24 protein-coding genes are annotated in these 23,828 nt (G+C 42.4%); 8 read left to right on the top strand and 16 right to left on the bottom strand.

Annotated elements, in window-relative coordinates:
• Positions 1-7 precede the first annotated feature (7 nt).
• Positions 8-826, top strand: coding sequence for a dienelactone hydrolase family protein (locus DNHGIG_RS18105; protein ID WP_282200917.1), 819 nt, complete (start codon positions 8-10; stop codon positions 824-826).
• Positions 827-1,214: 388 nt separating this feature from the next.
• Here DNHGIG_RS18105 and DNHGIG_RS18100 read toward each other — a convergent pair whose 3' ends face one another.
• Positions 1,215-1,367 (bottom strand): hypothetical protein, encoded by a 153-nt coding sequence (locus DNHGIG_RS18100; protein WP_282200916.1) that lies wholly within the window; start codon positions 1,365-1,367, stop codon positions 1,215-1,217.
• 162 nt (positions 1,368-1,529) lie between these two features.
• On the opposite strand from DNHGIG_RS18100, the gene DNHGIG_RS18095 reads away from it, so the two are divergent.
• Positions 1,530-2,375 (top strand): D-alanyl-D-alanine carboxypeptidase family protein, encoded by an 846-nt coding sequence (locus DNHGIG_RS18095; protein WP_282200915.1) that lies wholly within the window; start codon positions 1,530-1,532, stop codon positions 2,373-2,375.
• A gap of 17 nt (positions 2,376-2,392) precedes the next feature.
• Entirely contained in the window at positions 2,393-3,055 is a 663-nt protein-coding gene (locus DNHGIG_RS18090; RefSeq protein WP_282200914.1) for a L,D-transpeptidase family protein, read from the top strand.
• Here the strand turns inward: DNHGIG_RS18090 and DNHGIG_RS18085 are convergent.
• Positions 3,035-3,652 (bottom strand): hypothetical protein, encoded by a 618-nt coding sequence (locus DNHGIG_RS18085; protein WP_282200913.1) that lies wholly within the window; start codon positions 3,650-3,652, stop codon positions 3,035-3,037. The two genes, DNHGIG_RS18090 and DNHGIG_RS18085, sit on opposite strands and share 21 nt — an antisense overlap.
• 143 nt (positions 3,653-3,795) lie before the next feature.
• Here DNHGIG_RS18085 and DNHGIG_RS18080 point away from each other — a divergent pair, with 143 nt between their 5' ends.
• Entirely contained in the window at positions 3,796-4,278 is a 483-nt protein-coding gene (locus DNHGIG_RS18080; protein ID WP_282200912.1) for a DUF456 domain-containing protein, read from the top strand.
• Between the two features lie 86 nt (positions 4,279-4,364).
• On the opposite strand, the gene shc is transcribed toward DNHGIG_RS18080, so the two are convergent.
• Positions 4,365-6,281 (bottom strand): squalene--hopene cyclase, encoded by a 1,917-nt coding sequence (gene shc, locus DNHGIG_RS18075; RefSeq protein WP_282200911.1) that lies wholly within the window; start codon positions 6,279-6,281, stop codon positions 4,365-4,367.
• Between the two features lie 54 nt (positions 6,282-6,335).
• Here shc and DNHGIG_RS18070 point away from each other — a divergent pair, with 54 nt between their 5' ends.
• The 3 genes from DNHGIG_RS18070 to DNHGIG_RS18065 all read left to right on the top strand — a co-directional run bounded on the left by DNHGIG_RS18070 (position 6,336) and on the right by DNHGIG_RS18065 (position 9,191).
• A complete protein-coding gene (locus tag DNHGIG_RS18070) occupies positions 6,336-7,526 on the top strand; it encodes a DUF2515 domain-containing protein (RefSeq protein ID WP_282200910.1) in 1,191 nt (396 codons plus the stop codon).
• The gene (locus DNHGIG_RS21120) at positions 7,423-7,923 is read left to right on the top strand and encodes a CBO0543 family protein (protein ID WP_369414733.1); all 501 of its coding nucleotides are present in this window, start codon (positions 7,423-7,425) and stop codon (positions 7,921-7,923) included. The genes DNHGIG_RS18070 and DNHGIG_RS21120 overlap by 104 nt, the downstream gene beginning before the upstream one ends.
• Before the next feature lie 314 nt (positions 7,924-8,237).
• Complete coding sequence (locus tag DNHGIG_RS18065) at positions 8,238-9,191, top strand: tyrosine-type recombinase/integrase (RefSeq protein ID WP_282200909.1); 954 nt, start codon at positions 8,238-8,240, stop codon at positions 9,189-9,191.
• Positions 9,192-9,290: 99 nt separating this feature from the next.
• Here the strand turns inward: DNHGIG_RS18065 and DNHGIG_RS18060 are convergent, their stop codons facing one another.
• The 13 genes from DNHGIG_RS18060 to DNHGIG_RS18000 all read right to left on the bottom strand — a co-directional run bounded on the left by DNHGIG_RS18060 (position 9,291) and on the right by DNHGIG_RS18000 (position 21,609).
• On the bottom strand, positions 9,291-9,806 hold the full coding sequence (locus DNHGIG_RS18060) for a 3D domain-containing protein (RefSeq protein WP_282200908.1): 516 nt from the start codon (positions 9,804-9,806) through the stop codon (positions 9,291-9,293).
• A 469-nt stretch (positions 9,807-10,275) separates the two neighbouring features.
• Entirely contained in the window at positions 10,276-10,452 is a 177-nt protein-coding gene (locus DNHGIG_RS18055) for a hypothetical protein (RefSeq protein WP_282200907.1), read from the bottom strand.
• 470 nt (positions 10,453-10,922) lie between these two features.
• Positions 10,923-11,969, bottom strand: coding sequence for an acyl-CoA dehydrogenase family protein (locus DNHGIG_RS18050; RefSeq protein ID WP_282200906.1), 1,047 nt, complete (start codon positions 11,967-11,969; stop codon positions 10,923-10,925).
• A gap of 122 nt (positions 11,970-12,091) precedes the next feature.
• Entirely contained in the window at positions 12,092-12,637 is a 546-nt protein-coding gene (locus DNHGIG_RS18045; protein WP_282200905.1) for a DUF4242 domain-containing protein, read from the bottom strand.
• A 269-nt stretch (positions 12,638-12,906) separates the two neighbouring features.
• Entirely contained in the window at positions 12,907-13,371 is a 465-nt protein-coding gene (locus DNHGIG_RS18040; RefSeq protein WP_282200904.1) for a redoxin domain-containing protein, read from the bottom strand.
• Positions 13,372-13,664: 293 nt separating this feature from the next.
• Positions 13,665-14,174, bottom strand: a complete 510-nt coding sequence (locus tag DNHGIG_RS18035; protein WP_282200903.1) for a GNAT family N-acetyltransferase — start codon at positions 14,172-14,174, stop codon at positions 13,665-13,667.
• A gap of 85 nt (positions 14,175-14,259) precedes the next feature.
• Positions 14,260-15,195 (bottom strand): 1-phosphofructokinase, encoded by a 936-nt coding sequence (gene pfkB / locus DNHGIG_RS18030; RefSeq protein ID WP_282200902.1) that lies wholly within the window; start codon positions 15,193-15,195, stop codon positions 14,260-14,262.
• 11 nt (positions 15,196-15,206) lie between these two features.
• On the bottom strand, positions 15,207-16,061 hold the full coding sequence (gene fba / locus DNHGIG_RS18025) for a class II fructose-1,6-bisphosphate aldolase (protein ID WP_282200901.1): 855 nt from the start codon (positions 16,059-16,061) through the stop codon (positions 15,207-15,209).
• Positions 16,052-17,008: a sugar kinase gene (locus DNHGIG_RS18020; protein WP_282200900.1), complete on the bottom strand. Its 957-nt coding sequence runs from the start codon at positions 17,006-17,008 to the stop codon at positions 16,052-16,054. Before DNHGIG_RS18020 ends, fba begins: the two co-directional genes overlap by 10 nt.
• Before the next feature lie 15 nt (positions 17,009-17,023).
• A complete protein-coding gene (locus DNHGIG_RS18015) occupies positions 17,024-17,953 on the bottom strand; it encodes an ABC transporter permease (protein ID WP_282201469.1) in 930 nt (309 codons plus the stop codon).
• 59 nt (positions 17,954-18,012) lie between these two features.
• The gene (locus DNHGIG_RS18010) at positions 18,013-19,509 is read right to left on the bottom strand and encodes a sugar ABC transporter ATP-binding protein (RefSeq protein ID WP_282200899.1); all 1,497 of its coding nucleotides are present in this window, start codon (positions 19,507-19,509) and stop codon (positions 18,013-18,015) included.
• A gap of 70 nt (positions 19,510-19,579) precedes the next feature.
• Entirely contained in the window at positions 19,580-20,530 is a 951-nt protein-coding gene (locus DNHGIG_RS18005; RefSeq protein ID WP_282200898.1) for a substrate-binding domain-containing protein, read from the bottom strand.
• 77 nt (positions 20,531-20,607) lie between these two features.
• Positions 20,608-21,609, bottom strand: coding sequence for a LacI family DNA-binding transcriptional regulator (locus DNHGIG_RS18000; protein ID WP_282200897.1), 1,002 nt, complete (start codon positions 21,607-21,609; stop codon positions 20,608-20,610).
• A 930-nt stretch (positions 21,610-22,539) separates the two neighbouring features.
• Between DNHGIG_RS18000 and DNHGIG_RS17995 the strand changes: the two genes are divergently transcribed.
• The gene (locus tag DNHGIG_RS17995) at positions 22,540-23,601 is read left to right on the top strand and encodes a hypothetical protein (protein ID WP_282200896.1); all 1,062 of its coding nucleotides are present in this window, start codon (positions 22,540-22,542) and stop codon (positions 23,599-23,601) included.
• Positions 23,602-23,828: the final 227 nt, after the last annotated feature.

Genomic DNA, 23,828 nt, shown 5'->3' with positions numbered 1-23,828 from the left:
CTTTCACATGTCATTACGTGCTGAATGGGTGCAATTTAGGGACGGAGACAAAAAGTATCAGTTATACACCTCCCGTTTGGAGAACGCCAAAACGCCTCTACCGGTTGTGATTGTGATCCAGGAAATCTGGGGAACAGATGCGCACATTCTCGAATTAACGGATCGTTTCGCCAAGGCAGGTTATTTGGCGGTGGCTCCCGACCTCTACGCCGAGGATGGTCAGCGTCCTGCGGAGTTAAAAGAAGATCGCATTGAGCAGGTGAAGGATTTTCTTAACACCTTACCTCCAACCGTATGGCACGATCCGAATGCACGTTACGCAGAGTTAAAGAAACTGCCAGAAAGGAAGCGTGAAGACATTCAATCCACGTTTGAAACACTCTTCGGCGGATTGGCGCGCATGGATCAATATCTGGAAATCTTGAAAGCGACGTTTCAGTTTTTACAGAATTATGAGTACAGTCGGGGGCAGAAAGTGGCTTCGACCGGTTATTGTATGGGCGGTGCTTTATCTGCGATGCTGGCAGGTGTGGAACCGCGCCTTGCTGGAGCTGTCGTTTATTATGGAAATCTGCCACAGAAGGAACAACTTCAGGGGATTCAATGTCCGGTACTTGGATTTTTTGGCGGGTTGGACGAACGTATCACTTCTCAAGTACCCGGGTTTGCTGAAGCGATGAAGGAAGCGGGTAAATCTTTCACATATGAAATCTATGAAGGTGCACATCATGCGTTCTTTAATGATACCCGAACTTCTTACCATGTCGACGCTGCACGTGATGCATGGGCGAAAACCTTGCGATTTTTTAAAGAGGTTTTAGCTTAAAGGGTGCCTAAAACAAATCGGGCGGAGGTCTCCCTCCGCCGTAAAAAATCCGACCGATTTTTTCTAGTGAGAGGACGGCGTAATGACCCTCTCTCCATGCGATTCTCTATATGAAAGAACCCCATACCCCTCATTGAAACGATAAAGCTTCTCCCTTTCATTGATTCTCAAATCACAGGAGTGTTCCTTTTGACCCCATCATATAACAAATCGAATTAACATTCAATATCGAAAAAATATATTAAAAGAAAAATTTTTAAATTTAATTAATTGTTTACGAGAATCTATCACAACCGCGTGACTGTGTCGTGTTATAATTTGTTGCAATAATAAAAATATTATTATAATAAATAATAAAAATTCAGAACGAGTTCAATTGATCTTCCTTCTACTCTTCATGCGAGTTCATACACCGTTCACATTCATAGATGACAGCACCGCGATGATCATTAATTTCCGCCCCGCATTCTACACATTCAGATACGATAAACGTTCCGCACGGTTCACTTACCCATCCGTAGTACTCAGCGATCGATTTCATCATTCATTCCTCCTCGAATGATCTTGTTGAAATCATTGTATTATAACAGATACAAAAAGTAAACATCTGTTTCAAACATTTTTTAAAATGGGCTTCTCCAAACAATTGCGAATCGAAAAGATCCTCTATAGGTAGACTATAGTTTGGAGGGAGGTGGTTTCATTGGCTATCACGAAGCGAATCATTGTACTTTTTCTCGTCCTCTTTGTGCTCATACAGTTTTCGGACATTTGGGTTGACGCATCTTCTTCTGTTCCAATAGAGAAAAAGACGCCTGTTATCACGGCAAAATCGGCGATCGTGATGGAAATGGAAAGCGGTAAGATCCTCTACGCAAAAGAAGCGTTCGATCCCCTTTATCCCGCAAGTATGACCAAGCTATTGACAGCTATTTTACTGATTGAACATACGCGTCCTGATGATTTAATAACGGTCAGTCAGAACGCTGCTCGACAACCGAAATCAAAATTGGGGCTGCGCAAAGGGGAAACAATCACGGCCAAGCAAGCATTACAAGCATTGTTGATCCGCAGTTCAAACGATGTTGCAACCGCGATCGCCGAACATATCGCCGGTTCTGAAGCCGCTTTTTCAGCACTTATGAATAAACGTTGTATGGAACTTGGGTTACGTCAGGTATATTTTGTAACCCCGAACGGATTGCATGATATCGATCATAAAATATCCGCTCATAATATGGCGTGTATCATGCGCTATGCATTTCACTATCCCGAGATTCGGGAAGCGATTGCGACAAAAAGTTTCCTTTATAAGAATCGGACTTTATATAACACCAATCGGCTTTTAGGTTATAAGACACCCGAAGGAGTGATCTTAGGAGGGAAAACAGGTTTTACGTTCTCTGCCGGATACTGTTTGGTGGAAGTGATGGAAACCCCCGATCATACCCACCGAATCTCGGTTGTGATGGGGACTCCGAACAAGATGCGGATGTACCGGGATACTTTGACACTTCTCTCCTACCCTTTTAAAGAAACTCATTCTTAAGGGAGTGGATGAGTGGTTTGAAGCGTTTAATTCTTACAGTAAGTTGTTTCATTCTGTTTCAGTTTTTGATAGCCATACCCGATTCCGTACAGGCAAGCGAACCAAAGAGAGAAATTTTTGTAAATGTATACACACGAAAATTATCACTGATCGAGGAAGGACGTGTGATCAAGACGTATCCCATCGCTCCGGGAACACCAGAGACACCGACACCTGTCGGCGATTGGGAAGTAGTAGAAAAATCAAGAAATTGGGGCGGCGGGTTCGGAACGCGCTGGATAGGTTTGAACGTCCCATGGGGAACCTATGGTATTCATGGGACCAATCGCCCTCATCTGATCGGCCAACGAGTGAGTCATGGATGTATTCGGATGCGAAACCGAGATGTGGAAGAGTTCTATCCATTTGTACAACTCGGAATGCAAGTACATATTCTTGGACATCCTTTAGTGAGTTCTCCTTATGAGTTACCTAACCGTCTCGTGAGAGGTCATCGTGGCAGTGATGTGTATATCATTCAGAATCGTTTGCGGGCCGCCGGGTTTTACCACGGTCCGGTGAACGGTCTATTCGGCTCGGCCACCGAAGAAGCAATCATCCAATTTCAAAAGGCGAATCGCTTGCCTGTGAGCAAACAAATCGGAATGGAAGAATATCGCCTACTCGGACTTGAAGAATAATCCATTCGTCTTATGTAAAATGGGTACATATTTCAAATGAAAGTCGCATGAAAGGGTTATCTGCTCTTTTTTCTCTTTGATTAGACTTTCTATGTATACGATTCCATCCGAAAAGGATACGCAAAAGTTCTGTACCGAATGATCCGGATAAAACAGTTGGAACAGTCCATCTTCATCACAGAGGGACAATCCTTTGTTCCATTGAAGAGTCATTCCCGCATTTCTTTTAAGAATGCGCGGGTTTCGCTCGGAATACCAACAGATCGTGAGGTTGTTTACGGGTACAGATCGATCCAAAGCGGAATAGACGTAGGCTTGTAGCATCTGATACTCTTGTTGCACGAATGTCTGGGAGAGATTCATGTCACGGGCGATGTGCGCTGGTGCCCTTCCTTTCAACAGTTCTTCTCGTACGGACTCACGCGCTTTTTCCTTATGGTTGATTTTCATATTCTCCCATTTCATCAGCGTCTTCTCCAGGATAGATTGCTGTCTGGGTGAAGCGGACTTGATCGTATGGCGAACGATGCGTCGCACACTGGCTTCATCCATCGTCATCATCAAAGCCAACAATCGTTCTTCCCTGTCTTTGTCCACAGAAAACTCGCTCCTTCCCCTTTGAGAAGTCGTTCCAATCGTTCCTGGTCTATTATAGCGCAAAACTACGAATCGTCTTCACCATTCGACAAGTCCATCAACCCCTGGTAAAATAAAGCCAGTTTGTTAAAGGGGGGAATCTTATGGTTTGGTTTGCGCTTGCGATCGCTGTTGTTCTATTCCTATTGGGAATCGTTTTTACGATCTATCCAATTCTTCCAGGTGCGGTGTTCGCATTTGCTGGTGTCATCGTATACGCATGGATCACGGGATTTCATACCCTTCCCAAGTGGGTGTATATCTTATCGGCACTCATGGTTCTGGCCAACTTCGCGATCGATTCCCTCGCTTCGACTTTAGGGGTAAAAAAAGCGGGAGGTTCGAAACAGGCGATGATCGGGGCGGCGGTCGGGACGATGGTTCTCCCCTTCCTTGTCGGGCCGATTCTCGGTGTCATTTTAGGGCCGGTCATAGGTGCCATCATTGGAGAACTCTTGCATGTGCGGAACGCTGGACATCTTGCAAAGGTTGGTTTCGCTTCTTTGCTCGGTTTTCTTACCGGAACCGTTCTTAAGCTGATCACCGTTTTTGTGATGATTGGCGGATTTTTCATTGGCAGGCATTAGACATTCTTGACGAAGTTCCGTACCCTTTTTCCCATGCGATGAAAAGGGGTTTTCATTTTGAGAAGACAAGCAGCTGATGATGCCACTTAAGAGGGATGGGTGTCTACGTGGTTTTCTTGGTTATATTTGTTCTTGTAATGGCTGAGAGCGAGTAACGGCCAAATATAACGGTAACTGTGATAATGGATATAAAACCCGCCTGGCATCCCGGCTCCCGTTGGATAGATCGTTGTCCAATCGTTTTTGCTTCCGGAATCGATCAAAAAACGGATTCCTCGTTCGATGGCTTGAATGGATTCGTTTGAAACGGCAAGCAAGGCATCGACACCCCAGGCGGTTTGGGAAAGCGTGCTTGCTCCCAAAGGAACGTACTTTTTTTCCGTATCGCTGTAACAGGATTCACCCCATCCTCCATCAGAATTCTGAATCGAAAGTAACCACCGGACTGCTTTTTGAATGACAGGATGATGGGGAGAAACACCGACGGCAATCATGCCTGTAATAGCTGCCCATGTACCGTAAATGTAACAGATTCCCCAACGGCCATACCATGATCCATCTTCTTCCTGGTGTTGAATCAGCCACCGAACGGCTCGATTGATATTCGAATCGTGGATGGTTAACCCCACATGTTTTCCAAGAAAATGCAAGGTCCGCCCTGTTAAATCGGCACTGGAAGGATCGGTGCTGGTTGAATCTGATCCATCGATCGGCAGCCACCTGAGGATTTTCTTGTCTGTATTTTTCTCGAATGCTGGCCAACCCCCATCATCATTTTGCATGGAAAGAATCCACTTGACGCCGCGATTCCAAGCATTCCGATACAACGGATCGTTTTTTGCCAGCGAGCTGATTGCTCGTAAAGCGGCACACGTATCGTCGACATCCGGATTGATCGTATTCACATCAGAGAATCCCCATCCTCCGGGTTCGATATTGGGATTGTGGATTCTCCAGTCCCCGTATTTGGTGTGTTGCCTGGAAAGCAAATATCGGCCTGTTTTTTGAAGCATTAGATTTGCGTGCGGAATACCGGCTTCTTGTAGGGCATAACTCAACAGTGCGGTGTCCCAAACGGTGGACGTTGAATTTTGCATAAGGGTCTGTCCGTTTGTTTCAAACGCTAATGTTTTCAATCCTTCAATTGCGCGAATAATCACCGGATGTCGATGGGAATACCCGAGGGCAAGTAGAGCGAAGATCATAAGAAAGGTCGCGCTAAAATAACTGTATAAAGTCCCATCAACTTCCAATCGGTTCAGCATAAAGCGTTCAGCCGCACGTAGAGCCAACGTGTGCATATGCTGAGGCAGATAAGGAAGCTTTCGAAGCCAATCTTTGATGATTGTATAAATCGACTGGCTTCTGGTCTGTTGTTGATTTGTAAAGAATGGCTCGTTGCCGAATCTAAACGGTTTGCTGTACAAATCGGACAGATCGGGCGTTTTCTTTGTTTTTATGGAAAATTTTCGATCCATGACGATCAAGATGGGAGCGACATGTACCCGGGCATATCCGACGAAATCAAAGAAATGAAGCGGAAAATGATGAGGAAGCAGCATGATTTCAACAGGAACCAGAAAACGATGAGGCCACGGAAACTGGCCGGTTAAGGCCAACATCACCTTTGTCAATAATTTCGCTTCCGTGATCCCCCCTTTCGACAAAATAAACTCGCGTGCCGCCCTCATGTTCTCGTCAGATTTTTCACGGTAGCCGGAAAATAATAGAGCATAGGACGCTTCTATGGTGGCAGACAGATTCCCCTCCTTCTCGTCATAAAACAACTTCCAAGCACCATTTTTCTCCTGCTTTTGGATGATTCGTTCGGCAAATTTCCTGATCAGGTCTTCATCATGAATCATGAGTGTCCGTAATAGGATGATCATATACGCTTCCGTCATCGAGCCGAGTTCAAAGCAATAGCGCCAAGATCCGTCTTGAGACTGGCTCTTTTTTAATAATGAAACCAGACGATCGATCTCTGTCTCCACTGGCTTCACCTAACCACTCCTTCTCCTAAATTGTTGTTGATCCATTATACGGAGGAAAGGATCATGGGCCTCGAAATTTTCAAAAAGAAATGGGAGAATTTCAAACAAAGCAAGATTCAGCCTCTTTATTCCATAAAGAAAGAATTGATAAAGAGAAGCAAAGATAGAGCGAAACGCCGCCTTGATATCACGGATTTGTCTCCGAAAGATCGAACGTTGATTCATCACATTCAAGAACAGACCCGAGAAAAAAACAGGAACAATATTACACGTACGATGGCCTATTATCATTATTACTGTCGACATCCCGAAGTTCACTGGGCTTTTCTCGGACATATGGTATCGAGGAACGGTGGCTGGAACATGACCGATTTAAAGGGAGATTTGCTTTCCAGGCTCTTAACAGAGAAGGAACAACAAAACTATTTCAATTTCTTGGAGCGAGGAAACTGGCTGATTTTCCAGGATGTATTTCCGCAATTTTTGCTGTATGAAGAAAGTGTAAAAAGACAAACCAAGTTGTTTTATCTCTTGCCATTTTTTCATGTATCAGTTTTCATGGAAACGATCTGGAATCATTTTTGGGATTCTCGTGACTGCTATCTATTAGCCATCGCTCTAGTTATCAATGAGCAAAGTTATTTGGAACAGAGAGTGATTCAGAATCCCTTCTACCAAGAAACCGTGCTACAAACGATTGAATTTAAGTTACAGGATTTGCTGAGCCTGAATCAAATTATATTCCCTTGTGAGCAGAAAGATGAAAAGAGCTTTGAAAAGGCGCCGCTTCTTATCGGTCAAACCCTTCATCACTTCGCTTCCCTGCACGAACGAATCTTATTGGGAAAACGATTGTATGCATTGTTGTTTCATCGTTCCGAGGTTTTACAAAGTGTTTCGCAGTGGGCGGCCAAACATGTACATACCGGATCCCGAAAAGATTACTGGCCGCATCTTTTTAATAACGTAAACGAATCCGTACCCGGATCCGCCTATCAGCAAAGGATCGAACATTGCAAGTTGAGGCCGGGCGCAAGACGATTGTACAGTCCCGCTTTGGTTCATGTCTGGAACGATATGGAGCATGAGGAAGCGGAGAAAGGCGACTGGTTTAAGGATTGGAGAGTCCTCTATTACTTAGTCAATCAAAATGAAAACGTGGATGGAGAGATTACTCATGCCTATTGCAAAACATTGGAGAAAATCGAACGGGCCATCATGGCACAGGAAAAAATATTTCCTCTCAAATCGTAATGGGCAACATTCGTTTTGGTCATACGTGCCTGCGATGATCTTTTCCTCTTGGCTGGGTACGTATGCGGATCTCGTCTTTGTAGAGAACAAGATGTATTCCTTCCCTCATCGTCCGTTTCCAAACCTCTTTTCATTCAATATAGCCTTTACATTGTTTGTATTACCCCTCGCAACCGCTTTTTTTCTTTATGTCGCAGAGCAGTTAAAAAGATCATTTCGCGCCTTGCTCGCGCTTTTGATCGCCTTTCTGGCGCCTCTTGTAGAACTGATGTCGGAAAGGGTGGGATGGTTTGTTCACAATAGCGGATGGAGACATGAATATTCATTTTTTGGTTACTGGCTGTTCATGTGGCTTGTGTGGAATTTTCATATAAAATGTAAAAAAATTCATGTATAACCCCCCTTCTATTTTGGCTTCTAAAGGCTTTTTCTTGAGCGTCGAATGGTTATTATACCTAACTGACGCGTAAAACGTTCCTAGACGTCATTTCTTTTGCGTAAGAGAACTGGATGAAAATGGTCATCTCGATAGAGAAACTTTCACAAAAGAATTGCCAGGACACACCTAGTCAGGTAAAATTTTATTTTCTAACGTCCTCTAGATATATTTTAGTTTTATTTTTGCTTTATAAAAATAAGTATGGCGATAATAACCACTTATCGCTATGTATGTTATACTAAAAATAATAAGATAGAGAGAGGGTTTTTAGGATGAATGAGCTTGTTTCCGGAAACCATTCGATCATCCCTTCAACGGCGCAAGAGCTGGGTATTTTCTCGGACGAACACTTGATCACATTGTTTTTGCAACGTCCGCGACCGAAGCCCTGGTCGGAAAAGACGAAACGTGCGTATACACGCGATCTGCAAGCGTTTCTTAAATTTATTGAAGGAACTCCGCTGCGTGAAGTCACCTATGTTCAGTTAGTCGCCTATTGCCAGTCATTGTCCCATTATTCGGCGGCGACCCAACAGCGCATGATCAATGTGATGCGTTCCCTCTTCCTGTTTGCCCATAGATTAGGTTACATACAGAGAAATCCAGCGATTTTGATAGCCGCTCCCAGAACACCGAACCGTGCGACCCACCGCCGCTCGTTGCAACCAGAAGAAGCGCAACGCTTATTGGATCAGGCGGCGAAAGAGGAAAATTCACGAGTCTATTTGCTCGTGGCTGTCCTGCTCACGACTGGCGCACGGGTAGAAGAACTCTGCCAGGCCAAATGGTGTGATCTCTATCAAGATATGCATGGGAACATCGGTTGGATGATCAAAGGAAAAGGGGCGAAAGAACGGAGTGTCGTCATTCGCGAGGATGTATTTGAATTGCTATGCCGCAACCGGGCGGAAGCAGGCCTTTCGACAAAGCTCAACCCGCGTGACACGTCCCCGCTCGTTTTCACAAGCAAAGGAACCCACTACCGACAAAATGGCGTACGCGACATTCTTTATCGACTGAGTATGCGGGCAGGGCTTCATCGCAAGATCTCGCCGCACATTTTGCGGCATACATGCGCAACATTCGCTTTGGATGCGAACGCACCGCTTTTACAAGTACAAAAACAACTGGGGCATGAGAGTTTGCGGACAACAGAACGATACTTGCATGACCTGCACGCTTTGGATGACGGGGCAGGAAAATATATCAATCAAGTGAAGATATAAGTTAACGTAAAATATGTTATGTAAATTTACATCCTTAAAATAGAAGAGACCAACAGATGCCATTCTAATGGCTCGTTAGTCTTATTTTAATCAGTCCCCTTAGGGAGTTCCGCTACCAAGTTTTACTACGGTCACCTTTAAATACTGGACCCCAAACTTAATCGCGGAACTCTCTGAGTCGACATACAGGTCTAAATGACCTGGACCTATCGCTCCTCCTCGATCTTGAACGGTTCGATAACCGATCCCATCTATATACAGAACCGTTCCAAATGGTAGATCCTTACTCGCCGCGACGGTAATACCAGCCTTAGCCTTCACCCCTGAAGCTGTGATTCCATCCGTTTTTCCACAATCGGGAGAACTAGCGGTATAAGCCGTTATCTTATAAGTCACAGCAGGATTCGTCTTAGGTTCCTCTGGTTTTCGTCGAGATGTATTCACTTCAGTCTTAGGCATGGGCTGGGATTCTTTTTTATTCTGGCGAATGTTCCTTGAGTATGTTGCTTTCTTCGGCCCCGCCACCATTTTCGCATCATCAGCTAACGTTGTTGTCGGTACTGTTAACAATCCTAATGCCATGAGAGATACTATCCTTATTACCTTTCTCTTCATTCTAACCTCCTAAGATTTGATTTTTCTTACACGAAGTTGAAGTCCGCCAATTTTCTCTAAGCATTTTCGTCATTTGAAATATCGATATTATTTTGCACAATATCTGCTTGATGTTTCTATTACACCCCGAGTAGGTTTTACCTCATTCAAGGGGGCCACAGCAAAACACAGATCAACAACGTTAAGGTTTGGGGTCTTAGTATTCTGCGTCCGCGTTTCACTGCAGACACCCCTAAACGAAGAGAAAAAACTTAACATAAGTATAGCAAAATTACAATTAACTATTGACAGGTAATTTTACCCATACGATAAATCAAAAGAATCAAGGTCGTATGGGTTCCCTTCCCCATCTCCACCTTGATTCTTTTGATTCGGATCCAGTTTTTCTCGACGTAAAATGTCATCCGCGCCCTAACAACCCTTGATCTGAGTCTGCTGGTAAAAAGAACGTCATGGTCATTTTCGACATTTACGGGTAGATCCCTAAGAAACTATGGAAATGTTCAAGATAATACGCAAAGGCTACAATAACAACCGATACGTAAAATAACATGTCGAGGATCGAATGTTTACATTTGAACGCGACATAGATGCATCTCACCATGATGATAATCAGGGCAATCTTTATTAACAACGCAGGAAGCATCGCTTCTCCTCCTCGGAAATGGGATAGCCTTTGTCTTCACACTTCTCGCAAACGTTTTTTAAAATCCGGTCATCGCCGCCTTCCCGAAACTTTCCGCAAATAAGACAAATGTAATACATCTTGGAGATCCCCTTTCTAAAAGAATCCGATGTTGCCTTCGATCCCCAAGCCTGTCTCATTTGCATTCTATTCGACGGGTGCGATGAATGCTCTCGGTCATTCCCACCAATTCGCAAAGTCTCCGTTCGTATCCCGAACTCTTCCTCTGGCATTGAAAGAAAGAATAAAAGTATGAGGGGATCGAAACGGACAAATATTCGAGGGTAGTGACCACAAATTGCGGAAAACGCTAGAAATCCAAATAAAAAACCGGTTCTTATATAAGACCGGTTTCTCCCATAGGTGTACGATATGCGATTTAAAGTGTTCATGAAGATCTTAGTGTTTTCCGGCTGAGGAATTGCATTCACTTACATATTTAATAACTTTTTTAATTGCTTAACTGCCGGGGTGACAATATTTAAAAAATAAGCTTCTCGAAGTCGGCGAGAGGTGGGACTATGCCTAACATAGCCTGCGCCCCCACTGTGCAGCATCTCCGCGTGTGCAGCTTTAATCGCTAAATTTGCTCCATCTAACCTGGATTGTAGAATTTCCTTAAAGTTTTTTGGATGTCTAACTAACTTATAAACATTGTCACGGAGGGTTTTCAATTCTTCGTTCAGCTCGTTTGGTTGCAAGTCTAAATATGAGTTGGCATTATTTTGCTTTTTCTGTAAGCGTTCTATGTTCTTGACTGATGCTTTTACCAGTCCCAGTGCCATACCCGTTTGATTCAAAACAAATTCTGGCCTGATTCTTTTGACATAACTATCAGCGTCGTGCGCTAAGACCCAATCATAGGGAACCAGCACATGTTCAAAACGACAACTGTATGTTGCTGTTCCATTTAACCCTAAGAAATCATCGAGTTGAATCTTGTGGAGTCCTTCTACGTGACAAGGAACAAAAGCCATCATTCGATTTGAGTCGGATACTTCCGCAATAATCCCAAACCAGTGATCGCGACCCACATTCGATACATAAGGTAAGGTACCTGACACGAGGAAACCATCGTTTGTTTTTTGGGCTTTCAATTTTAAGGATTCCATGCCAGCATAATACTTCATGGAATTCGATAAACCTGTTCCACCGAGTCGTTGACCATTTTCTAATAACGGAAGGATTTCTTGCTTTAAATAATCGTTGTCGGAGTTTCGAACAAACCGAATAGCTGTCGTGTGACACCAAATAAGAAATGCAGTCGAATTACATTCCTCCGCCACTCTTTCAATCAGGAACATGGTTTTTTCTCTATGCTCTTTTTCATCGTTCCCGTTCTGTGAGAAAAAACCCTCTCGACCAAGGATTTTTAAGAAATCACCTGGATACAACGCGTTTTCATCAATGGAAGTAACTATGGGCCGAAGATTTTTTTCGATTAAATCATCAAGTAAACCCGGTTTCGTGACTGTCATTGCATTCATACTCCTTTTGGATTTGGGCAACTTCATGTCTTGCTCTGGTCAGTTCTTTGTGTCTCACTTGTATCGTACAAACACTTTTTGGAGTATCATTCATTGGTATCGATCCCGTTTCTTTATTTTTTAACTTGATCGATTGGGAGGACTTCAGTAATAGAATCTACAGGAGCTTGAACAGCATTACGAGCTTTTTTAACTATTTCTTTGTCCGGGGCATCATAAAAACACAGACATTTTGTCATGTCTTCGCAGACATATGTTCGAATGAATGTCGCTTCTGGTACCTCGGCATAGTGAACCGATTTTTCCTTTTTTCTTTTTAGATAGGCGTCCATGGTTAAACCTTCGGGAAGATTCCATTCAACAACATAACGAACTTTGTCTGTGTTTACACGAACTTTTTCAAGTTCCTGACCAACCAGTCGAACTTGTTTTACCAGTGTGACTGGGATATTCTCTTTACCTAAGATCTCTCTGATTTTATTCGGGTCAGAAATCTCAAATACAAAAAATGCTCGGGTAAGATCCTTGGAAACTTGCACTTCTAAAAGTGATCCCTCTTCCTCTTTTAAAAAATGGTCGATACTTTCAACAGACTTTTTAAATATATCACATTCGCGCAACTCTTCGGGCAGCACGGACTCTATCAAATACAAAGCCATCTCCAGTCCTCCTAAAAAACATAGTATTTTCATTGGAAATTTGTTTATTATATAGTAATACCTAAGATTTACCGGATCAAGTCCGAAATTGTGTCTAAAATCCCCCTCTTTGGCAGAACAGGTCGCTTAACGAAAATGGTATACCGCAATCCTGTTTTTGATTGAATCCCTTCACATTGCAAAAAATCGATGAATACATCGGACCACATTTTATTTCTCGCAAATCGAAGAATTGGAAAGGCGGCCCGATTTATCATGAGCCGCCTTGTTTATTGAAGTATCTCCAGTTGCCGAAGTGTTTCCTCATAGTGACCCGGTACCTGTGCCTTGAACTCCAAGTTTTGATAGCGGATCCTCCCTTCCCTGTCGATCACAAACACCGTACGCTTTGCCACGCCCATATTCACATCGAGAATCCCATAGGACTCTGCTGACCTCTTATGCCAGTCGGAGAGCAGCGGGTACGGCAACATGCCTAAAGAGGCGTTGAACACATTCAAGGCGTAAATATGATCGACACTGACGGCGAGCACTTCCGCACCTGCCGATTGAATCCTTTCATAGTCCCCCTTCCAGGAGGTCAACTCGCGTATTCATCCGGGTGTAAAAGCAAGCGGATAAAACGCGAGCAAAATATTCTTCTTGCCACGATAATCGGAAAGTTTGACTTTTTCTTTGTGTTGTGTAGAAGAAAGCTCGAAATCTGGGGCAATTTGACCCACGCGAGGTGTCATGACGATCCCCCATTCGTGTCGGTGTCATATTCTAGTTTTAGGCTTCCTCTTCCTTTTTATGCTTCATTTATGGATTTGACACTGAAAAATTGAAGGGGAAACCCATCGGCCCCACTGAAAAAGATATTCACGAAAAAGTAGTTGTACAAGGACTAACTCCCGAAGGAAAGATTCTGTATCAAGGATTTGGAGATGATATGGTTAAAAACACCAAAATGTATAATTTATTGCGTTTTACCGAATTGCTTTTCGAGTATAAGAGATCTCCAACTGCTCTGTAATAATTTTTATTTTTATTCTTCCGTCGGCATTTTAGGCCCTACTAATTCCTTTTGATAGAATGAAAGGTCTAGCCATTTCCCGAACTTGAATCCGGCTTTTCTTATTGTCCCCGCGAACGTGAAACCCAACCCTTCGTGTAACTTAATACTTGCCACATTTGTTGAATCGATTCCCGCAACTAATGTGGCATAATTTTGTTTATTGGCTAACCTTATTATTTCTTGAACCAGTAATTTTCCAACACCTTTATTACGATAATCCTTATGAACATATACCGAGTGCTCAATCGTGTACTTATAGGCGGGCCATGCCCGAAAGGGGCCATAGGTTGCAAAGCCTGCAATGCTGGAATCATCGTAAACGATTATTGGATATCCCTCTTGTTTCTTTTTCAAAAACCATTGCTTTCTGTTCTCAAGTGTATGTGGTTTATAAGCATAAACTGCAGTTGTATTCAAGATGGCATCATTATAAATCTCAAGAATTCCCTCAAGATCTTCTTCCCTTGCGAATCTGATCATTGCCAAACCTCCAATTCTAGTGCATGTCAGACCCCAATAAAGATTTTACACTCGCACGAAAAAGGGCTGTGCCCCGAATATTCAGCTACTTCGAGACAGCCCCAAACACATCAATCTTCTTCAACACTTCGCGAACGGTTTCAGCATTCACTTTCCCTGTCTCCTCTTCCATCGCATTGGCAACGCCGCACGCACAGGCATACCGTAATGCATGTTCCCAATCTGAATGTGCTGATATCGCATGGACGAATCCGGCAACCATGGAATCTCCGGAGCCAACAGGGTTTATAGCCTGGATTTTGGGGATGCGAGCCTTAAATACCCCTTCACGATTCACTAGAATCGCACCGGCGGCCCCCAGGGAGACTAGCACATTCTCCACACCCGCGAAGTAAAGTTCACAAGCTTGTTGAATTACATCCTCTTCACTGGATAATTTTTTGCCGCATAATTGTTCCAGCTCGGTTTGATTCGGCTTGATCAAAAAAGGCCTGGCCTGAATCGCCTTTTTCAGCGGCAAACCGCTTGTATCGAGGACAAACTTAACCCGCTTCTTGTGCGCTTCTTCAATCAACAAACTGTAAAAGTCGTCCTCCAGTCCTCTCGGCAAACTTCCGGACGCAGAGATAACAGTCGTATCATCTAATAATTTCCTGTAGAGAGTCAAGAACTGATCAACGAATTCTTTCTTGATGAAAGGACCGGATTCCAGGATTTCCGTTTGTGTTAGATCCTTTGACAAAATAGCGATACAGGTTCTTGTTTCTTCGTCAATCCTAACAAACCGATTCTCAATGGCCAACCGGTGCAATTCACCTGCAATAAATTCCCCGCTGTTTCCTCCCAAAAACCCCGTTGCCCGTACGTCATCACCTAGTATTCTAAGAACCCTTGACACGTTCAAGCCTTTCCCGCCCGCCGTTTTTTGATAGTGGGTGCAACGATGGGATTTGTTCAGTTCAAAACGGTCAATCGAATACCGAACATCAATCGCAGGATTTAAAACAACGGTGGTAATCAAGAGACAGCCTCCTACAGCCAATTTTTGTTCTCACTTGACAGCAAGCGAATTTTTTCTTTGATTTTTTCTTTCATCGCTTTTCGGGCCGGTTCATAGATTTTCCGAATATCATATTCGTTCGGATATTCATTGATGAAGCATTTCAACGCCTCAAGGTTTGCCAATTTTATTTCCGTGTCAAAATTGACTTTGTTGATACCAGCTTGCACAGCCCGCTGAATCAAGTCGTCTGGAACACCGGAAGACCCATGTAGAACAAGCGGAATTTGGGTGCGTTCTTTAATTTCTTGGATGCGTTTAAAATCGATTCTAACTTCTCCTTTATAAATGCCATGGGCTGTTCCGACTGCAATTGCGAGTGAATCGGTGTTGGTTCGCGAAACAAATTCCGCCGCCTGTTCCACATCTGTGTAAATGTTATCCTCCGGGGTGATATCTCCTTCTTTTCCACCAATAAATCCAAGTTCCGATTCTACCGAAATATTAACGGCGTGAGCAAATTCAACTACTTTCCGTGTTAGCACTACATTCTCCTCAAATGGTTTTTGCGATGCATCGATCATTACGGATGTCCATCCATGTCGTATACATTTTACGATCGTCTCCCATTTTTTCCCGTGATCAAGATGGAGAACTACTGGAACTTTCGCATTTTCTCCCGCACATTTTCCGAGAGCGTATAAATAATGCAAACCGGCGTATTTTATACTTTTTTCGGTAACCTGAATGATAACCGGTGAATTTAATTCTTCCGCCGCCTCGATAATCGCTTGTAGATTCTCCATGTTTGCATAGTTGAATGCACCTACAGCATAGTTGTTTTCATGAGCATGCGTTAACATGTCGATTCCGGATACTAAAGGCATTTCGTGGTACCTCCTATATAATTCATGAACTCTTGCAATTCATCCAGTGTAGCCGTACCTTCCATCGGCCCTTTTTTCGTTACCGCATACGCACCGGCCGCATTTGCAAATTGAGCCGCTTCATAAATGGATTTTCCCTGATTCAGCAGAGACACTAATGTACCTGCAAAACAGTCACCTGCTCCGGTTGGATCCACTTCCGTTACTTCGTAAGGATCAATATCAAAGGACGATTCATTTTCATACACTGTGCAGCCCTTTTTACCGCGTTTCACGACAACATAGCGAATACCTTTCTCCATGACTGAACGGATCGCTTCTTTTTCGTCCCAAATTCCCGTGATCCATTTCAACTCATCTTCACCTGGAAGAAATATATCGCAGGTATGTAAGGCGAAATCGATAAACTCCTTTATTTTTTCGTTTTCCATCAGTTCTTTTCGAATGTTGGGGTCAAACGAAATCTGTGCATTGTTCGCTCTTGCGATTCCAACCGCTTTTTTGATAGCGGCAATCATTTCTTCATTAAAGGCAGAACAACCCATAATATGGTAATACTTACAGTTTTCAAATATCTGTTCTTTAACATCGTCTCGGGTAATACAAGCTGCTGCTGAATCTTTAATAGTGAAGATAAAATCGCGATCCCCGTTTTCCTTATACGTAACAAATGCAATCCCTGTGGTTTTTTCAGCTACAGTCCTAATAAACCGTACATCTACCCCATCTTGTTTAAGCCTCTCAATATTGATCTGACCAAATCCGTCGTTCCCAACCGTAGAAACAATCGCACTCGAACTTCCTGTCTTCCTAGCTTGGTCAATAAATATCGCTGGAGCACCGCTGGGAAATGGTCCGATAAATTCACCTGTTGTATCAAACTTTTGACCCACATGTTTAGCCATTACTTCTACTAGAATTTCACCGATAGTAATAATTTCAGCCATACGTGTCACCTAACTTTATTTCGATCTATTTCTGTTTTTCACATCAACATATACTGCTACTAAAATTACCAATCCTTTGACTATAAGCTGATAGAAATATGGCACATTCATTAAGTTCATTCCGTTATTGATAATGCCAATAATGATTGCACCGATTAATGTTCCTACAATTTTGCCGCTTCCACCGCTGAGACTTGTGCCTCCCAGTACAGCCGCCGCGATCGCGTCCAGTTCATATCCGCTGGCCGCATTCGGTTGAGCCGAATATAAGCGGGAGGCAAGAATTAAACCACTAATTGCCGCCATTGTACTTGTGATTATATATACCCAAATTTTTAAGCGAGCTACTTGAATCCCGGCATAAATAGCCGCTTCCTCGTTACCTCCGCTTATATAAGCACGTCTTCCAAACTTTGTTTTTGATAAAAGAATATGGCTAACTATAAAAAGGATGAGCAAAATTAATATAGGAATTTGAATTCCCAGAAATGTACCGTTACCTAATGCTAAGAAGGACTCATTTTGAATCGCCACGGGCACCCCGTTTGTCGTAATATAAGCAATCCCCCGGAAAATCCCCATCGTTGCAACGGTCACGATAAAAGCTGGAATATTCGCTTTGGAAATTAGTACACCGTTGAATGTTCCCAAAATCACTCCAAACAGAACAACTATCAATATAACAGCAAGAAACGGAATGTTCTTCTGCAATAAAAGAGCAGCAACTGTTCCTGCAAGGGCGATCGTCGAACCAACAGATAAGTCGATTCCTCCGATAATCAAAGCAAAGGTCATCCCAAATGCGCATATTGCAATAATAGATATTTGCAGAATGATGTTAACAAAATTATTTATCTTCAGAAAATAAGGGGAGCTTAGGGAGAAAAGAATGACAAGTACGATTAAACCTGCCAAAATTCCACCATATGTTTTAAAAAAACTCATGCTTGAATTTTTAAAAGGGTTTTTTTTGTATTCAACAGTACCTGACAAATTACCCATCGTCATCTACCTCCCGTAGCATACAGCATGACTTCATCCTGAGAAGTTTTTGAGGGTTGAAGCTCTTTTACTATCTTTTTATCGCGCATAATTAATATTCGGTCACTCATAAACAGAACCTCTGGAAGTTCGGAAGAAATCATAATGATACCTACACCTTCGCTTGCCAACTTTCTCATTATGTTGTATATCTCGCGCTTTGCGCCTACATCAATTCCTCTGGTTGGCTCATCAAGAATCAAAATGTCAGGTTTTGTCTCTAACCATTTAGCCAGAACAATCTTTTGTTGATTTCCTCCGCTTAGATTGTTCACGGTTTGATGAATGCTAGATGTTTTGATATTTAGTTTCGAAACAGCTTTTTCCGCCATCGCATTTTCCGTCTTTTCATTCAGTAGGCCAATTTTAGACAGAAGTGTGTCGATACTCACCATGCTGATGTTTCTTTTCACAGTGTCCGTTATGACAAGGCCTTGCTCCCGCCGGTTCTCCGTGATAAACGCAATTTTGTGTTTAATGGCATCCTGAGGTTTTGTAATTTTAACTTGATTGCCTTTAACTTTGATCGTCCCGGCATCAGGAGTTGTTATTCCAAAAATGGCTTTCGCCACATCGGTACGCCCCGCCCCTACTAACCCAAATATTCCAAGTATTTCTCCTCTCCTCAATTTTAAATGAATATCATCAAATAACCCCTTTTTCGTATAGCCTTCCACTTCCAACAAAGTCTCTGAACCGATTTCGTAATCTCGTTTCGGATAGATGTCTTTCAGTTCCCGACCAACCATCATGCGAATCAGGCTGTTAATATCTGCCTCGCTCTTTTTGACTGTGCCGATATAGTTACCATCGCGCATTACCGTGATTTCATCAGAAATCCTCAACAACTCATCCATACGGTGGGAAATATAAATGATCGCCACACCTGTCTCCTTCAGTTTCTCGATAATGCGGAACAATACTTCTGTTTCCCTGCTGCTGAGTGCCGATGTCGGTTCGTCCATGATGATGATTTCCGAATTCATGGAGAGGGCCTTCGCTATTTCAACCATTTGCTTTTGTGAAATGCTAAGTTCTTTAACAAGTGTTGTTGGAGAGATATCCATTTCAATTTGATCCAATATATCCCTAGCGGCCCGATTCATCTCTCGATCATTGATAAAAAGACCTTTCACTGGCTCACGATTCGCAAAGATGTTCTCGGCAATACTCAAGTTTTGACAAAGGCTTAATTCCTGGTAAATGATACTTATCCCGCGACTTTGCGCATCCATCGGGCTTTGGAACCTAACTCTTTCCCCTTTCAAAATAATCTCTCCACCGTCCGGTTGATGAACTCCTGATAATATTTTCATTAATGTAGACTTGCCGGCACCATTTTCTCCTAATAGCGTATGAACTTGACCTTTTTTTACTTTTAGATTTACTCCCGAGAGGGCCACCACTTTTCCAAAAACCTTCTTAATGTTATTCATCTCTAATACGACTTCTCCCGACATATACTGCACCTCCTAGAGAGAGGCCCTTACGGCAGGTCACCGAAAGGGCAAATGTAAAACTCGAAATATGTTAATTTTTCTCTCCGTCTTTTCCAAATACGCCAGGTTTTATTGAAATGACTTTGTCTACCTTTTCCCCTTTAAGAATTTTCAAAGTTGTATCAAGACCATCCTTTCCAATTTGGTCCGGATGCTGTGTTATAACGGAGAAGAATGATTTTTCGTTTTTAACAGCATTTCTTGCCTCTTGCATACCGTCGAATCCGATGATCTTAATTTGATCTTCTTTTCCTGCCGATTTAACGGCAGCCACCGCAGCCAGTGCAGCATCATCTCCAAAGCCAAAAATACCATTCAAATCAGGATTTGCTTGGATTATATTTTGAGCTGCACTTAAAGCTTCCGCTCTTGTAATTCCCGGTTGGTCGGCAACAATTTTTATATCCGGATATTTTGCGAGAGCTTCTTTAAATCCAGTTACCCGGTCAATAACAGACTGAACCGTGGGGTAATCAATAATGGCTACTTTTCCTTTCCCGCCAAGAGCTTTTGCCATTTCTTCACCTGCCATTTTCCCTCCAGTCAGGTTATCAGTTGCAACGTGTGCGTCAGCTTCAGCTCCTACTGCGGGAATATCTACTGTAATGACGGGAATATGCGCTGCTTTCGCCTTATTAATCGCCGCTGTTACACCCTTTGAATCGACAGGACTAATGATAATCGCATCAACACCTTTTGTAATGAAATCCTCTATGTCTGAAAGCTGCTTATTCAAATCCTGGTTAGCGATCGATACATTGAGTTGTACGCCTTGAGCTCTTGCTTCTTCCTCCATTGCATTTTTAAGCGACACATAAAACGGGTGCTGCTGAGTTAATAATGAGGCACCTATCACATAATCTTTTTTGTCTGACTTCTTTTCACTGCCTTGGTTTGCAGCGCCCTGAGTCCCACAAGCACTTAGAAAAACCATACCCGAAACTAACAACATCTTTAATGCCAACTTACCAAACTTTTTCATTTTGTTTCCCCTTTCAATAGTAGTTTAATTGACAACGCTTACAGATAACGGATACATAACTCTTGTTGGTATACGGTCTAAAACAGAGTTTTGACCGAATCTGTAGAAATTAAATGAGTCTTCAGCCTTTGAATATAAGGAAACCTAGAATAGTCTCCATTTATTCTTTTTAATAAAATTTCAGCCGCATGAATTCCAATCTCTCGGGTCGGTTGTACAACAACTGATACAGGGGGATTAAACATTTGGAAAAGTTCTGTTTGATCGTAACCGCATAAAGAAATGTCCTCCCCCATTCTTAGGCCCTTCTCCATCATTACTTTCATGGAATTTACTGTGATGGGGTAATTTGTTGTAAAAATTGCAGTTGGTCTGTCTTCTAAACTCATCAAACGATTGAAAGCGTCAATACCTCCATTCTTTGTATATTGCGAGTATTCGATATAGTTCTCATTTACTTCGATGTGATAGTCGTTGAGTGCACGCAAGTACCCTGTCAAACGTTCTTTTGCCGTATAAATATCCTGCGGTCCCGCTATAATCCCTATTTTCCGATGACCTTTTTTGATGATCATTTCAACGGCTGAATACGCTCCATTCACATTATCACTAATAACGGCATCTAACTCGCAATCTTTCACGAGTCGGTCGATCAAGACAACAGGAATTCCACTCTCAACGACTTCTTTACCGTATAGTTCTGTCGAGGTAACTGGCATAACAATTATGCCATCAACACACTTGTTCTGAAGATACTTCATTTTCTCTGCTTGCTGTTCAAAATTGTCATTGGCACTACAGACGATAATGCTGTAGTTCAGTGGATTAAGTACTTCCTCAATCCCTTCGATTACCTGTGTACAAAAGATATCGCTAATCCGAGGAATTAACACGCCAATAGTAAAAGTTTTATTTGTTCTTAATCCTCTTGCGATAGGATTTAACTTGAAATCTAGTTGATTAATCGCCTCTTCAATCTTTATCCTATTTTCATCTTTTATTTTGTATCCATTGATATAGCGTGAAACTGTTCCAACGGATACCTTTGCTAGTTTAGCTACATCTTTGATCGTCGACATAATTCACTCCCTCAATTTGAAACAATTCAATTTTTTACAAAAAATTTTTTGAAACGTTTTATTCTGAAAATATCATACATTTATCGAATTGAAATGTCAATGATGTAAATTGAAAATATTTAACCAATTACGCGAACTTCAGAATAGTATTCTATACACTGATAGTGATAGGATTACTTTAAAAAATCGCATGAATTCAAAGTTTATGATTAAAGAATTATAACTAACAAACTAAAGGTTTCGTGAATGATTACTTGAAACGATTCAATTAAAGGCGCTATATAACCTATACATACATTCTGTCTCACCGGTTCTTTCCTAAGACTTCAATCTTGCCAATTTTCGCTGACCTTAAGAACGAAAGCCTCAGGGTGAAATTTCCAATTATTTATCTTGGCGATTTTTCACTTGCTGTTCACATCTACACTTGCTACGCATTTTTCTAAGCAAATTCAAAAAATCAAGTCCTATAGTTGTTAATGAGACTACCTTGAAAATGTGTAGTTTGGCGGGCGTATGCTTTGCGTTCGCGCTCCGTGGAGGTCGTCTCGCATGGAACAATGATCAAATGTGGCGAGACAACCTCCAAAGTCGCTGTCTCACGCAAAGCATTACGCCCACTCGAAGACACTTTTCATCATCTGATGGCGCCGCTTGCGGCATGGGGGACTACTTTGAAAATGAGTGCTTGGGTGGATGTACCGCTTTGCGCTTGGGTTCGATGAAGGTCGTCCCGCCCGGATTCTTAACAGAAGTTGCGGAACGACCTTCAACTCACCTCTGCGCTGCAAAGTGATTCGATCCACCCAAAAGATTCTCCGTTGCATTAGGCAGCTTAAATCTCTCTTCCCGCACAAGAAACTTTTCATCCTCTGATGGTGCCGCTTGCGGCATGGGGGACTACTTTAAAACTGAGAAAGGGTGAGGATTATGAAGGGAATTCTATTATTCGGATTACTAGCTTTTTCATCATACTTTGGACATGGACAATACGTATCTTCAAATACAACAAATTCATATGTATATACAAATAACGATTTGACTCAAACAAGCGAATACTTGCTGAATATGGAAAATAAGTTTTGGACCGATCTGTTATCACTCATTCAAATGCTTAAGAACTCCGATGATGCAGATTCGATCAAGCAACAGGTGAATCAAGTCTTCCATGATGAAAGTCAACCCTATCAGTTTTCGGATCAAAGATTTGTTCATCGATTGCATAGGAAACATTTGCCTACCCAAAAAGCAAATCAGCAAACAAATGTGAATGGAATTAAAGTATTTGCGGGGGATACAAGGGTAACAAGCAATCAGTTGAAACTGGCTGAGCAAATCATTCAAACGATCTCATTACCGATCCTTCAACAAAATGTGGGAGATGTTCCAGCGAAAAATACACGTGTCGTGTTGTTTTCGAATCCACAGACGTATGCAAATTCCTTGGAAGAAGCCGGTGTGTCACCAGATCAGTTGAAGAATATTGCATCTGAAACCGGAGGATTAACGGTAGGTTCAGATGTCTGGATTCCTCTTTATAATCTGCAAGATCAATCGGATCTTGCTAACGTGTTAACCCATGAATTGACGCATGTGGTGTTAAATCAAAAAGGAATTGGAGATTCATTACCGACTTGGATCAATGAAGGAATTGCTTGGCATGATGGATTGTTGGCACAAGCACAGGTTTCACCACAAGAGACTCAGCAACTGACATCGAAGTTGAATCAACAAATTCATCAAGTGGCCCAGCAACAACAGTTGTTACAGCTTTCCGCGAGTGAAAATGATATTTTAAATGCGAACTACAATGTAGAATGGGAAGACTATCTAGCCATTCAAAACTTATTAGACACGTATGGAAATCAAGCATTTTTAACCTTTTTGAATGGCATACCTCAAACTGGCGTAGATGAAAGTTTCCAACAGACCTACAATATGAGTCGAACGAGTTATGAAACAAGTTTCTATCAATCACTTGCACAAGAATAATCCTTGTATCCTTATCCAAAACTAACCAAAAAAGAGCTTATTGTGGTACTTCACAACAAGCTCTTTTTTGTTAGATCATGTGCAAGTACTTTGATCAAGCACAATCATGGATAAATGTTTAAAGAACTTGACCTAACTCCACCTCTCCCCTTACCTAGAGAATTTTCAGCCGCTCCCGAATCACCACAGTCCTCTCATTTAATCTTATGATGATCTCTTTTTCTATC

Origin of the sequence: Collibacillus ludicampi (assembly GCF_023705585.1) — a bacterium.
GTDB lineage: Bacteria > Bacillota > Bacilli > Tumebacillales > BOQE01 > Collibacillus > Collibacillus ludicampi.
Note: the sequence above shows the minus strand (reverse complement) of the source record. Positions and strands in the feature narration are given on the sequence as shown.

What these genes read in the sequence shown, in the direction of transcription:
- DNHGIG_RS18105 (WP_282200917.1), top strand. Translation starts at nt 8, where the DNA reads ATGTCATTACGTGCTGAATGGGTGCAATTTAGGGACGGAGACAAAAAG.
- DNHGIG_RS18100 (WP_282200916.1), bottom strand. Translation starts at nt 1,367, where the DNA reads ATGAAATCGATCGCTGAGTACTACGGATGGGTAAGTGAACCGTGCGGA.
- DNHGIG_RS18080 (WP_282200912.1), top strand. Translation starts at nt 3,796, where the DNA reads ATGGTTTGGTTTGCGCTTGCGATCGCTGTTGTTCTATTCCTATTGGGA.
- DNHGIG_RS18070 (WP_282200910.1), top strand. Translation starts at nt 6,336, where the DNA reads ATGGGCCTCGAAATTTTCAAAAAGAAATGGGAGAATTTCAAACAAAGC.
- DNHGIG_RS21120 (WP_369414733.1), top strand. Translation starts at nt 7,423, where the DNA reads ATGAAAACGTGGATGGAGAGATTACTCATGCCTATTGCAAAACATTGG.
- DNHGIG_RS18065 (WP_282200909.1), top strand. Translation starts at nt 8,238, where the DNA reads ATGAATGAGCTTGTTTCCGGAAACCATTCGATCATCCCTTCAACGGCG.
- DNHGIG_RS18060 (WP_282200908.1), bottom strand. Translation starts at nt 9,806, where the DNA reads ATGAAGAGAAAGGTAATAAGGATAGTATCTCTCATGGCATTAGGATTG.
- DNHGIG_RS18055 (WP_282200907.1), bottom strand. Translation starts at nt 10,452, where the DNA reads ATGCTTCCTGCGTTGTTAATAAAGATTGCCCTGATTATCATCATGGTG.
- DNHGIG_RS18050 (WP_282200906.1), bottom strand. Translation starts at nt 11,969, where the DNA reads ATGACAGTCACGAAACCGGGTTTACTTGATGATTTAATCGAAAAAAAT.
- DNHGIG_RS18045 (WP_282200905.1), bottom strand. Translation starts at nt 12,637, where the DNA reads ATGGCTTTGTATTTGATAGAGTCCGTGCTGCCCGAAGAGTTGCGCGAA.
- DNHGIG_RS18035 (WP_282200903.1), bottom strand. Translation starts at nt 14,174, where the DNA reads ATGATCAGATTCGCAAGGGAAGAAGATCTTGAGGGAATTCTTGAGATT.
- fba (WP_282200901.1), bottom strand. Translation starts at nt 16,061, where the DNA reads ATGCCTTTAGTATCCGGAATCGACATGTTAACGCATGCTCATGAAAAC.
- DNHGIG_RS18020 (WP_282200900.1), bottom strand. Translation starts at nt 17,008, where the DNA reads ATGGCTGAAATTATTACTATCGGTGAAATTCTAGTAGAAGTAATGGCT.
- DNHGIG_RS18015 (WP_282201469.1), bottom strand. Translation starts at nt 17,953, where the DNA reads ATGAGTTTTTTTAAAACATATGGTGGAATTTTGGCAGGTTTAATCGTA.
- DNHGIG_RS18010 (WP_282200899.1), bottom strand. Translation starts at nt 19,509, where the DNA reads ATGTCGGGAGAAGTCGTATTAGAGATGAATAACATTAAGAAGGTTTTT.
- DNHGIG_RS18005 (WP_282200898.1), bottom strand. Translation starts at nt 20,530, where the DNA reads ATGAAAAAGTTTGGTAAGTTGGCATTAAAGATGTTGTTAGTTTCGGGT.
- DNHGIG_RS18000 (WP_282200897.1), bottom strand. Translation starts at nt 21,609, where the DNA reads ATGTCGACGATCAAAGATGTAGCTAAACTAGCAAAGGTATCCGTTGGA.
- DNHGIG_RS17995 (WP_282200896.1), top strand. Translation starts at nt 22,540, where the DNA reads ATGAAGGGAATTCTATTATTCGGATTACTAGCTTTTTCATCATACTTT.